Below are 12,554 nucleotides of genomic sequence, written 5' to 3'. Positions count from 1 at the left end.
CAAAAGTTCACCCTAAAAGTTTTTGGATAAACCCCAAAAGATTTTGGTTACCCTAGGAATTAACGTACGACTTGAATAAATTGAGGAGCTCCACCATCAATATAAACAGAAGAAATAATAGTCTTAGGACCAGATGAAGTCATGTAATTTCCATGAACTGCCATCCCATTTCCGATATAAATCGCAATGTGATCCACTCCACGACCACCATTATAATAATAAACTAAGTTACCAGCTTGTGGAGTATCTGTATAGTAACCATATTGACCAACATATTGATCAGGCCATAATTGATAAGCATCTTGTACACCCGCACCCGCTAAAGCTTGTTGTACGACTTGTGTACACCATTGACCATCCGTAACACCGACTAATGATAATGCCGCATCCACAATACGACTATTTAAATCCGCATATGGATCTGTTACAGGTTCTTGAACTTCAGGTTCAGTTGGTGTAACAGGAATAGAAGGTGTTTCTGGTTCTGTTTGTTCTGGAACGCTTGGTGTTTCTGGAACAACTGGAGTTTCAGGTTCTGGAGTTGTTTCTGGTTCAACCGGAGTTTCAGGAACACTTGGTACTTCTGGTTCTGTTTGTTCTGGAACAACTGGAGTTTCAGGCTCTACTGGTGTTTCAGGTTCAACAGGAGTTTCTGGAACATCAGGTGTTTCTGGTTGTTCAACTTCAGCTGTATTTTGTTCTTCTTTCACAACATTTGAAACTTCAACAGGAGTTTCTTCTTTTACTTGTGCTGTGACAGTTTCTGTCATTTCTACATTTACAGTAGCGACTACAGCTTCTTTCGTTACTTGTTCATCAACCGTTCCATCTTCCTCAGAAAAATAGTAAGATTTTCCTTCGATTTCTTCCCAACCTTTAGCTACTGTCGCATCTTCTTTAACATATTTTTCTCCATGCCATCCTGGATTTGTTTCCATCGCATATACCGTTGCGACTACTGGGAAACAACTAGCCACACATAACACGGAAGCAACTTTCTTTCCATTATTTTCTATTAAACTCACAATAATCTTCCCCCTTTTCAGACTATCAGTTATCTATAATGTACCACATTAATAAAAATAATACAAATAATTTAATTTTTTTATCCCTTGTAAGTACAAAAGACAAAATTTCATTAATAGAAAAATCGCAAAAAGACAAAAAATAATATCAAATCCCCCACTCTTTTGCACAATAGCTCATCAGAAACCAAATTAAAAAATAAAAATTAACACCGCTTTTCAAACTCTAAAACAATACTATATAAATCATCTGGTAAATAATCCTTACATCTATCACTCAATTGTGGATCAATTCCATAATACGCTTGTGCAATACTACCAGCTATAGCACCAAGTGTATCACAATCTCCTCCTAGCGAAATCGTTGTACGCAATACATCCTCAAAACTATCTCCTTCTAGAAAACCTGTAATAGCTTCAGGAACAGATTCCATACAAGTTTCTACGTGACAATAACTAGGACGAATTTGTTCAATTGTTCGTGATAAATCATATTGATATTTTGACTCAATATATTCTTTAATTTCTTGTTTTGAATGATGTGTTCGTGCTAAATAAATCGCACTTGCGACCGCCTGGGCTCCCTTAATTCCTTCTGGATGATTATGCGTTACTTCAGCTGATAATTTTGCGGCATGTTCAACATCTTCTAAATTATCATACAACCAAGCTACACTACTAACCCGCATCGCACTACCATTGCCTAAGCTATTATAAGGTTGAGAATTTTCTTGTTTTAACCATCGATAAAATCGAACTCCATAACCCGCTAAAGGATATTTATTCCCATAATATTTCAAGCATTCAATAATATTTTTTCTAATTTGATCATCATCTGCCTGTTCATCAATTGATTTCATAAATGCCTTAGCTATAGCACATGTCATTACTGAATCATCTGTATAATTTGATTCTCTTGAAAACAATGGAAAATCCTTTGTCTTATTTCCTCGATCAAATTCATATGGAGACCCAATAATATCTCCTAAAATAGCACCTCTCATTATTTTCCCCTCTTTTCTATTCTTTCTTTCCAACTCTTATCTAGTTTTTTATTTTTTCTTACATTTCCAATCGCATCATTTAATACATCGTAATTTAAACTTGTCCCAACTGCATCGCTTCTATATCCTGTGGCAAAATCTGCATCAATACCAAAACGATTGGCTTCTTGAATCGCATCGATATTTGCTCCTAAAAACAGAAAATCCCAGCCCTTTTCTTTTTGTTTATCGATTAAACGATGAATCTTATTATATGAATACTCTTTACTCGCATTTTCCATTCCATCGGTTGTGATAATCACCAAAACTTTATCCGCTTTACTTGATTCAACATGATGAATAGAAAAACCAATGGCATCTAATAAAGCCGTACACCCTCTTACATAATATTCTTTTTCTGTAATAGGATTTATTTTTTCAATTAATTCCCGATCATGTAACAATTCAATCTCATTATCAAATAAAACCGTTGAAACAATGGCCTGACCATCTTCCTTTTTTTGTTTATCAATTAATGAATTAAACCCATTAATCGTTTCTTTTTCAAGTCCATGCATTGAACCCGAACGATCCAATACAAATACAATTTCTGTCAACATAATAAGTAACCTCCTTTGTTTAGCTATACTATATAGAAATCCAAACAAAGAATGGTCGCTTCAAAAGCGACAAATAAAGTTATGCTCCAATTAAAGGTAAATCAAATGAAAACAATACCTCATTCAATTCATATATATTATAATTATGATTCTCTATAAAATACTCAATCACAATGTCAAACTTAGAACTATGCGTCAAAGCATAACCAGCTTTTCCAATCAACTCTTTAGTCTGATCCAAGTTCAATTCCAAGCTCAGTGCAAAGGCAATACAGGTTACCTTACTTGGCTGATAATTTTTATTATTTTTTATCTTCGAAAACAAACGACGATCCACATTGGCTTTTTTATACACATCCGAATCCTTTAAATTTCTCTCATCAATGAATCGAATTAGACACTCTGAAAACGTTTCATCTAATTCTTCCATTAAATGATCTAAACTTCGTGCACTACCAGCGAATGGAAATAAATTCATTTCTCGTGAATAAATATTACGTGATTCATAAAAATGTTCATCCACATATTTATCATCCACATAACTCTTTACTGAATGAAATAACTTCTCAGAACACAAATAAGACTTTTTATCATAAACAACTAAATAAATCATACAATCGTGTTTCAATAAAAAATCACTAAAACATTCAATTGCACATTGCATCGCAATTTCTTTAGGAAAACCGCGATTTCCACTTGATAATAAAGGAAAGGCCACCGATTTACATTTATATTTTAATACAAGTTGTAACGCACTTTGATAACTCTTTTTTAATAAATCAATGTCTTGTGAATGATTGTTCCAATTCGGTGAAACAACATGAATGATATACTTCGCATTTAAATTATATCCTTTTGTGATTTTGGCTTGACCACAGACAATATCTCCAATCTTCTTTCTATCATTCCATAATTCTTTTCCAGCTTCTTCATATATATGACTATCAACTCCAGGACCAACAATAGGCTTAGAACTCGCTGTATTGACAATGACATCGACTTCCATTTTCGTAATATCATTTCTAACAATTTCAAATGGCATATGCTTCCTCCATTTGTATTTTACTCCCAATTGTGTTATCTTTCTATGTGAAAGGTCGTGAGAACATGAGAATGCATAGATAAACTAATTATTAAACAATAATAAAAAAGGAGAAGACTATGCTTACATGTTCAAACTTAAAAATATCACTACAAAATGGTCGGACTCTTGTACCGACTTTTAATTTTTCTTTATCCCATGGGGAAAAACTTGCGATTATTTCCGAAGAAGGAAATGGCAAATCAACTTTATTAAAAGTATTATGCGGAATCGATTGTGATTATGTCAAAGTAGAAGGAACCATTTATAATACTGAAACCATTTCTTATTTACCGCAGTCTATGCCTAGTATTTGGAATGATGCTACTCCTCTTGATTTTCTATTAAAAGAAAACATCGAAGATGAAATAGAAGACTATAATTTATGTATTGAAATTGATAATTTATGTAAAGAAATGAATGTTGATTCTCATTTTATTTATTCAAATCAATGTATTTCCACACTAAGTGGTGGTGAAAAAGTTAAACTACAATTAGTTAAAATGAAAATGAAACCCGCTTCTTTGTACTGCTTAGATGAACCCACAAATGACCTAGACATGAATACACTCATTTGGTTAGAACAATGGATTCGTTCCACCAAAGAAAGTATCATCTATATTTCCCATGATACAACTTTATTAAAAAATACATCAACGCGCATTCTTCATTTAGAACAACGTAACAAAAAGACAAAACCTGTCATCACTTTATTTTCAGGGAACTATAGTGACTACATCCAACAAAGAGAACAATCAAGAAAAAAAGATATTCAGCTTTCTTCAAATGAAAAGAAAGCTTATCTTAAACAAAAACAAAAATTAAATGATTTACACAATAAAGTTCAAAGTGACTTACGCTCTGTTTCAAGGCAAAGACCACATGAAGCTAAAGTACTAAAAAATAAAATGAAAACCATTAAATCGAGTCAAAGTCATTTAGAACAAAGTTCATACTTAAAATTAGATTCATATGAAGAAGAAATTAATATTTTCTTTGATCAATCACATTTACCAAAGACAAAAGAAATTATTGAATACACAAATAAATCCATTCAAATTGAAGATAAAACACTAATCAATCCGTTTTCCTTATCAATTTATGGACAAGATAAAATATGTATTACTGGAAATAATGGTTGCGGTAAATCACTATTAGTAAAAGATATGTATCAACAATTAAAGAATCGCAAAGACATCGTTTTGGGTTATATGCCACAAAATTATAGTGACTTCTTTTATAAAGATGATACTCCTATTTCTTTTCTACAACGATTTGATTTTGATATCACTTCTATTCAAAGTATACTTGGAAGTTTAAAAATTATTGAAAGTGAAATGAATCAAAACATTTTCAATTGTTCGCTTGGACAACAAGCCAAAATATACTTTGCGTATTTAATTCTTAAAAAAAGCAATGTTTTATTATTAGATGAACCCACTCGTAATATATCTCCTTTATCGATCCCTGTATGGATTCAAGCTTTAAATGATTTTGAAGGATGTATTATATGTGTTAGTCATGATCGTTACTTCATTAAAAAAGTATTTAATACTCAAATCATAATTGAAAACAATAACTTAAAAAGTCAATCGCTATGATTGACTTTCTTTAAATATTTGACTCATTATATAATTCGAAGGCTTTTCAATTTCAATCCATGCCATTGGTTCGTATTTATTCGTAATAATTCCTGTCACAAATACTTTTCCATTAATTGTATAACGACGATCTCCTAATACATAGGCTTTGGCATAGAAATACTGATTCTTTTGATTTAGTTTCATCATTAATACAATGTCTGTTCCTATTTTAGGTTCTTGTTCATTTATTAAATGCCATTGTTTGTTTTGAACCATTTCAATAAACAAAGCATTTAATTCATCTTCTGAAAAAGTTTGTTGTTCATTAAGCTGAACAATTTTTTTCATTCCTAAATCCATTTCACGATTAATGAAAGATTCAATGTCATTGGTAAAAGGAACAACTTGAATATTATTTTTTCGAAGCACAATTAATTTTTCTAGTTTACGATGAATAGATGTTTCCAATTCAATTAAATCAGGATAATAAATAGGAGGAAGTTCTTTTTTATCTAAAATCCATTTCCCCATTAGTAAAGGTCTTAATACCATTAAACAACTCTTCACACCAGCCGTTTCATAATTCATTATTTTCTTATAATTTGATCTAGCCATAGAAATATAGTGAAGAGCCAGTGATCGAAGTGAAAATCCTTTTTTTAATAATAATTGTCGAATCGCATTAAAAGATGCGTCTTCATAATAAATGACTGGACTATTTAACCATTCATATAGAGACGGATTATTTTTAGAAAGTAAGCGCAATACTTTTTTAATATCCCATCCCACAATATCATATTGTTCATCTCGAATTGTGATTTCCTCTTTTTGATTAAATATATTTAAATACGAATTCACAGGTAGTGCATAAATAAAGCGAACATCATAATCACTTTCTTGGTTGTAAAGTCCATATGCTCGTGAACCCGATTCACAAACATATAAAATACGAATTCCTTCAATTTTAGTTAGTTTATTCATTATTTCGGTAGTATTTCCGATATCTTTGATCTGCATATTGTTTTAAAGCCCCTTCTTCATTTTCTATCTGACCTAATAATACTTTTGTTTGTAGCTCTCTTAAAATTTTTCCAATATTTTTTGGCTCAACATCTTTTGAAACAAAGTAATCGCCCTTAATTTTAATGTTTTTTTTCTTAGCCAATTGAATAATTTCCTTTTCCTTTTTATCATAGTCTTCTAAACGATTTAAATAAATAGGATTTTGTGCAGAAATATCTGCTTTTCGTAATAAAAATAATTGTTCAATATCTAAGTCATATTTCAATATTCTTCTTGTCCACGCTTTAGTAGAAAAAGATAAATTAAATTCATGGTTTAAAATCAATGTATTGACTTTATTTGTCGTTTTATGATCTATTTTTAATCTTTTCGCAATTTTCATAAACATCTGACTTGAAATTTTATCGTGTCCATAAAAGTGATCTATTCCATTCTTAGTTGTCTTACACTTAACTTTTCCTATATCATGAAATAAAGCAGCGAGTCTTAGTTCCAATACAGGTGGTGTGTGTTTGGTTGTTTCAATGATGTGTTTAAATATATTATATATATGGTAAGGATTATTTTGTACTATTTCACAGTTTAATTCTGGTAAAAACACAAAAAATATGTCTTTGTATTCTTCTATTTTTCCTGGATTCAACAATAGTATTTTATAAAACTCTTCTCGAATTCTTTCTGTTTTAATTGTTTTTAGTAAATCTTTGTATTCTGTAATATCATCAACGATTTCAAAATCTAGTTCACATGAAAAACGAATGGCTCTTAATATACGACAAGGGTCTTGTGTAAAACATTCATTTGATATAGTTTTTATCTTTTTATTTTGAATGTCTTTTTGTCCTTGATAAGGATCAATGATATTTCCGTTTATATCCATAGCGATGGCATTCATTGTAAAATCACGATGCGATAAATCTTCTAGAATAGTGTTTCCTTTCATTGTCGATAATTCAATGTTTTGATCATTTAAAAAGATAATTTCACGGTTATCGTTTTTCATTATTTTTTTATCAGGAAATAATTGTTCTAAAGGAACATCGGTACATAAATCATAATCGGATATGGGTAAATTTAGAATTGTATTACGAATAGCTCCACCAACTAAATAGACATTCCCTTTTGTTGAGATATATTCCATTGTTTTGTATACATGTTCAGGTAATTTCATAAAATGATTATAAAAAAAAGAGCCAAGCTATTCAACCTGACTCATCTTATTATTCTTATTTAAAATATCTTTCTAATAAACCTTTTAATGCTTTTCCATGACGAGCTTCATCACGAGCCATTTCATGTACTGTATCATGAATAGCATCTAAGTTATTTTGTTTAGCCACTTTAGCTAATTCAACTTTACCAGCAGTTGCACCAAATTCGCAATCAACACGCCATGCTAAGTTTTTCTTAGTAGAATCTGTCATATTTGGTTCTAAATCAGATCCTAATAATTCTGCAAATTTAGATGCATGTTCTGCTTCTTCATAAGCTGCTTTTTCCCAGTATAATCCAATTTCAGGATATCCTTCACGATGAGCAATACGTGCCATGCATAAGTACATACCTACTTCTGAACATTCACCTTCAAAGTTTGCTTTTAATTGATCATAAATATATTTTTTATCTTCATCAGAGATATCTGGATTATTTTTTACTGTTTTTTCATATACACCGAATTCATGTTCAGCTGCTAATTTCATATCTCCTTTTACTTCTTCAAACATATTTGCTGGAACTTTACATACTGGACATTTGAAATCTTCTGGTAAGAATTCTCCTTCATATACATATCCACATACTTTACATACCCATTTTGACATATTTTTTGTCCTCCTTTATTTAACTGTCTTCATTATATATTTTTTAGAATTAGTTTTCATCTAAAATGCTCAAAAAATTTGTAAAAATTTTGTATGAGATTCTTTTCAATTTTTAGTGTTAAAATTCGAGCATTTCATATTACTTCACTATATATTTATAATTATCTCCTGATTGTTTAAACCAAGCTGGTACATACTCTCCAATGGCTTCATCTAGATAAGTTAACATGTATTCCATACCACTTTCTTCCAAGTTAAAGTGTCCCATATTCAATGCCACTCTATTTTTTTGAAGCATTCCACTATCACGAATATATTCCGCATATGTAAAGTCAATTAATTCCATTGTCAATAAACAATCGATATCGCTTTTATCTGTTTTTTCAATTGCTTCTTTGGCATCCCCAAAAACATGGAATAAAACAGCCGCTTTTTTAATTTTAGCATGCTCATTTCCCATTAATTTAATTCCATTTAAATTACATGTATCAATTAATTGTTTTGCCAAATCTTGAGGATCTACTTCTTGATTGAATTCATAAGCAGTTGAACAAACAAGTGAATCATCAAAAGAATTAATCGGATTATCAATTAAATGATCCCATCCCATTTTCTTAGCCAATCCCACAAAAATACCGTCTGTATAATCCCCATTATATGGAATTCCTGAGTGAATATAGTCATGATTTCGCCATACAACAATATTATTATCTTCCAATAGTTTTTTCTTTTCTAAATAAACTTCATTTTGACTTTCTTCCAACCAATCTCTATGATCACCGTGATTCCAAAATAAGGCTTCATGACAAATAATGAAATTAGCTCCTTTTTCAATGGTGTAACGAATCACATCCACATTGGCCCAACATGTTGTAACAATTCCTGTACATTCTTGGTCCGGATTTCCAAATAAAACTTGGTCTCTACTTGTTGTGTCATCAATAGTTCCATATCCTTTATGATATTTTTTGATGTTTTCAATCATCGTATTAATTTTCATTATTCATCCTCCTCATCTATTTCATTATTTAAAGTATTCACGTATACAATTTGATTTTTACACTCATTTACAATTTTTTCAATATCCAAACATAACTATTTCTTATATTGTGAAATTTATCTCAATTAGTGTCGGTAAAATATTTTTATGTTATGATATATGGACTTGAGAAGGAGGTATTATGCAGAAGAAGAAAAGTTATTATTCCCATATATTATATATTGCCATACCTATGATTATTCAAAATTTAATTACGAATTTTGTAAGTATGCTCGATAATATTATGGTTGGTCAAATTGGAACATGCCAAATGAGTGGTGTTTCAATCGTTAACCAGTTTATATTCGTATTCAACATCAGTATCTTTGGAGCTATTTCAGGAGCTGGTATCTTTGGATGTCAATTCTTTGGAAAACAAAACCATGAAGGACAGAAACATACATTCCGATTCCGATTATTGTTTGCTTCCTTAATTTGTATTCTTGGATTGTGTATTTTCATTTTCTTTGGAGACAATCTTATTCAGTTATTCTTGTCAAAAGATGATTCCCCTGAATTAATTGCACAAACCCTACACTATGGACAAGAATATTTATCTATTATTATTTATAGTTTGATTCCCTTTGCGATTGGACAAGTTTATTGCAGTGTTATTCGTGAATGCCAAGAAACTAAAATTCCAATGTATGCAGCTTTATCCGCTTTATTTTTTAACTTATTTTTAGATTATTCCTTAATCTTTGGGAAATTTGGATTCCCACAATTAGGAGTAGCTGGAGCGGCTGTAGCTACCGTTATTGCCAAAATTATTGAAGCATTCGTAATGATTATTTGGGCTCATACACATATTGAAAGAAATAAATATTTAGTAGGAGCTTATCGTCATTTATTCCATATTCCATCTGATTTATGTAAACAAATGATTTTAAAAAGTATCCCTTTACTAATGAATGAATTTTTATGGTCATTTGGAATGAGTGTGATTGCACAGTGTTATTCTGTTCGCGGACTAGAAGTTGTTGCTGCACGAAACATTGCCAGTACGTTAACAAACTTATTTGGTGTTGTCTATATTCAATTTGGATCAGCAGCTGGTATTTTAGTTGGAAATAAACTTGGAGCCGGATTATTTGATGAAGCCATTGATGATGCCAATCATTTAATGCCATTTGTTTGTTTCGTGACCGCAATTGTAGCTTTAATAATGGTTCCCGTAGGAATAGCTTTTCCTAAAATCTATCAAACCACTGCAACAATTAAAGCATTGGCTTCTTTCATCATCATTGTACAAGCCATTGCGATGCCATTCTGGTCCTATGCCAATTCTTCCTATTTCATTTTACGAAGTGGTGGAAAAATTGGAATTACCATTTTATTTGATAGTGGATTCACTTGGTTGATTGTTATCCCATTATCATTTATCTTAACTCGCTTTACAAACCTTTCCATTGAAATGATTGTGGTATTAATCACAATAGCGGATGGACTCAAAGCCATTACTGGTTATTTCTTAGTTAAAAGTAAAATGTGGGTTAACAACATTGTTAATTAATTCATATTGAAAAAACATCGTCTAAAGTTACTAGACGATGTTTTTTTATAATGAATCAATAGCTTCTTGTATTTGTTCCTTTGTTGCCAATCCCGATTGAAAAGCAGTGGCTCCTCCACAAGCTGTTCCTAATTTTAACGCATAATCATAGTCTTTCGTTTGTATAAACCCAGCAATAAATCCAGCTACCATTGAATCTCCAGCTCCTACCGAATTCACTACTTTACCTTTACAAATGCCTTGTTTATGAATTGTTCCTTTTTCATCTACTAAAATAGCTCCGTCTTTTGCCATGGATACTAAAACATTTTTAGCTCCCATTTCTTGTAGTTTTTTAGCACATTCAATAATTTGATTTTCATTTTCAAATTGAATACTAAAGATTTCTTGTAATTCTAAATTATTGGGTTTAATCAAAAATGGATGATAAGATAATGTTTTCATCAGTAAATCTTTTTCTGAATCAATGACAAAATTAACTCCTTCATTTAAATTTTCAATAACTCTTTGATATGCATCGGCTTTTAAACAAGAAGGAATATTTCCTGATAATATCAATAAATCTCCTTGTTTTAATTGTTTTACTTTATTCAATAAACAATCAAAGTCTTCTTGACAAATAATTGGACCCATCCCATTTATTTCCGTTTCTTCATCGGATTTCATTTTGACATTAATACGCGTCATTCCTTGTTTAACTTCAATAAAATCTGTGGCAATTCCAAGTTGTTCTAAACCATTTTCTAGTGCTTTTCCGGTAAAATCAGCAATAAATCCCAATGCCGTACTTTTAATATCAAGTTCATTCAAGATACAAGAAACATTGATTCCTTTTCCACCATATACTATTTTTTCACTTTTATTGCGATTAATTTGTCCTGTTTTAAAATGATCAACTTGAATCACATAATCTAAAGCAGGATTAAATGTTACAGTATAAATCATATGTATCACCTCACTCTTATTTAAATATATTTAATTTTTATTTTCAATAAATTGAGCGAAACACTCATTTTAATTGATTGTTTTATAGCTCAGTTGATTGAAATAAAATCACTTTAAAAAGAAATTAATTATTTGTTTTTCCTAATGTAAATGTAATAATGTTATAATCAATGTAAATAACGGAGGAAAAAAGAATAATGTTTTTTAAAGAAATGAATAACCCTGTATATAGAGTTGAAGATTCGACTTTATATATGAATTCAAACACAAAAACTGATTTTATTAATAGTGCAGTATCAAAGTCAAAAGTAAGTACAGCAGCTTATTTATTTCAAGAAGTAACTGGCGACTTTACAATTAAGGCAAAAGTTTCTCATGAGTTCTTAGGAGTATATGATGCATGTGGAATGATGGCTTATGAAGATAATGATTTGTGGGCTAAATGTGCTTTTGAACTTACTAATTTTGGAACACATACAATTGTTTCAGTTATCACAAATAAAACATCTGATGATGCAAATGGAGTAAATTTAGAAGGAAATGAAGTCTGGCTTCAATTGGCTCGCAAAGGAGATACTTTTGCTATTCATTATGGAATTGAAGAAAACAAATTATTTAAAGTAAGAGTTTTCTCTTTACCTATGAAACAAACTATTAAAGTAGGATTTGTTACGCAATCTCCAAATGCAGAAGGTAGTGAAATGAAGTTTGAACATTTTTCTTTGGTTAATAAAGCTCCAGAAAACATTCGTACGGGAATCTAAATAAATCTATAATTAAGAAACCATGGCAATATCGTAATGATATGCCATTTTTTAGTTTTACTGACTAAATTGAGTGAAACACTCATTTTAATGAATTATTTTAGGTATAATACATTAGAAAATTAATACACCAATGTTGATAAAAAACACCAATCGAA

At 30.7% G+C, this 12,554-nt stretch carries 12 protein-coding genes; 3 read left to right on the top strand and 9 right to left on the bottom strand.

Annotated features, from left to right (window positions below):
- Positions 1-59: 59 nt before the first annotated feature.
- The 4 genes from ACI313_RS02270 to ACI313_RS02255 form a co-directional block, all read right to left on the bottom strand.
- Positions 60-1,025: an NlpC/P60 family protein gene (locus ACI313_RS02270; protein WP_439755178.1), complete on the bottom strand. Its 966-nt coding sequence runs from the start codon at positions 1,023-1,025 to the stop codon at positions 60-62.
- A 206-nt stretch (positions 1,026-1,231) separates the two neighbouring features.
- Positions 1,232-2,029 (bottom strand): ADP-ribosylglycohydrolase family protein, encoded by a 798-nt coding sequence (locus ACI313_RS02265; RefSeq protein WP_439755177.1) that lies wholly within the window; start codon positions 2,027-2,029, stop codon positions 1,232-1,234.
- Positions 2,029-2,628, bottom strand: coding sequence for a vWA domain-containing protein (locus ACI313_RS02260; RefSeq protein WP_320608829.1), 600 nt, complete (start codon positions 2,626-2,628; stop codon positions 2,029-2,031). Before ACI313_RS02260 ends, ACI313_RS02265 begins: the two co-directional genes overlap by 1 nt.
- A gap of 79 nt (positions 2,629-2,707) precedes the next feature.
- A complete protein-coding gene (locus ACI313_RS02255) occupies positions 2,708-3,670 on the bottom strand; it encodes a macro domain-containing protein (RefSeq protein WP_439755176.1) in 963 nt (320 codons plus the stop codon).
- Between the two features lie 119 nt (positions 3,671-3,789).
- Here ACI313_RS02255 and ACI313_RS02250 point away from each other — a divergent pair, with 119 nt between their 5' ends.
- Positions 3,790-5,310 carry an ATP-binding cassette domain-containing protein gene (locus ACI313_RS02250; protein ID WP_439755175.1) on the top strand — a complete coding sequence of 507 codons (1,521 nt, stop codon included), beginning with the start codon at positions 3,790-3,792 and terminating at the stop codon, positions 5,308-5,310.
- Here ACI313_RS02250 and ACI313_RS02245 read toward each other — a convergent pair.
- From ACI313_RS02245 to ACI313_RS02230, 4 genes are all read right to left on the bottom strand, one after another.
- Positions 5,305-6,309 (bottom strand): nucleotidyltransferase domain-containing protein, encoded by a 1,005-nt coding sequence (locus tag ACI313_RS02245; RefSeq protein WP_320608832.1) that lies wholly within the window; start codon positions 6,307-6,309, stop codon positions 5,305-5,307. The genes ACI313_RS02250 and ACI313_RS02245 overlap by 6 nt on opposite strands.
- The gene (locus ACI313_RS02240; protein ID WP_439755174.1) at positions 6,266-7,486 is read right to left on the bottom strand and encodes a CCA tRNA nucleotidyltransferase; all 1,221 of its coding nucleotides are present in this window, start codon (positions 7,484-7,486) and stop codon (positions 6,266-6,268) included. Before ACI313_RS02240 ends, ACI313_RS02245 begins: the two co-directional genes overlap by 44 nt.
- Positions 7,487-7,541: 55 nt before the next feature.
- Entirely contained in the window at positions 7,542-8,135 is a 594-nt protein-coding gene (locus tag ACI313_RS02235) for an NADH peroxidase (protein WP_320608834.1), read from the bottom strand.
- A 139-nt stretch (positions 8,136-8,274) separates the two neighbouring features.
- The gene (locus ACI313_RS02230; RefSeq protein WP_320608835.1) at positions 8,275-9,135 is read right to left on the bottom strand and encodes a Nif3-like dinuclear metal center hexameric protein; all 861 of its coding nucleotides are present in this window, start codon (positions 9,133-9,135) and stop codon (positions 8,275-8,277) included.
- 181 nt (positions 9,136-9,316) lie between these two features.
- On the opposite strand from ACI313_RS02230, the gene ACI313_RS02225 reads away from it, so the two are divergent.
- Positions 9,317-10,687, top strand: coding sequence for an MATE family efflux transporter (locus ACI313_RS02225; RefSeq protein WP_320608836.1), 1,371 nt, complete (start codon positions 9,317-9,319; stop codon positions 10,685-10,687).
- 45 nt (positions 10,688-10,732) lie between these two features.
- Here the strand turns inward: ACI313_RS02225 and pfkB are convergent, their stop codons facing one another.
- Positions 10,733-11,632, bottom strand: a complete 900-nt coding sequence (gene pfkB / locus ACI313_RS02220; RefSeq protein ID WP_320608837.1) for a 1-phosphofructokinase — start codon at positions 11,630-11,632, stop codon at positions 10,733-10,735.
- A gap of 197 nt (positions 11,633-11,829) precedes the next feature.
- Here pfkB and ACI313_RS02215 point away from each other — a divergent pair, with 197 nt between their 5' ends.
- Positions 11,830-12,396: a DUF1349 domain-containing protein gene (locus tag ACI313_RS02215; protein WP_320104383.1), complete on the top strand. Its 567-nt coding sequence runs from the start codon at positions 11,830-11,832 to the stop codon at positions 12,394-12,396.
- Positions 12,397-12,554 lie beyond the last annotated feature (158 nt).

It is taken from the genome of Floccifex sp. (genome assembly GCF_051873495.1).
GTDB lineage: Bacteria > Bacillota_I > Bacilli_A > Erysipelotrichales > Erysipelotrichaceae > Floccifex.
Note: the sequence above shows the minus strand (reverse complement) of the source record. Positions and strands in the feature narration are given on the sequence as shown.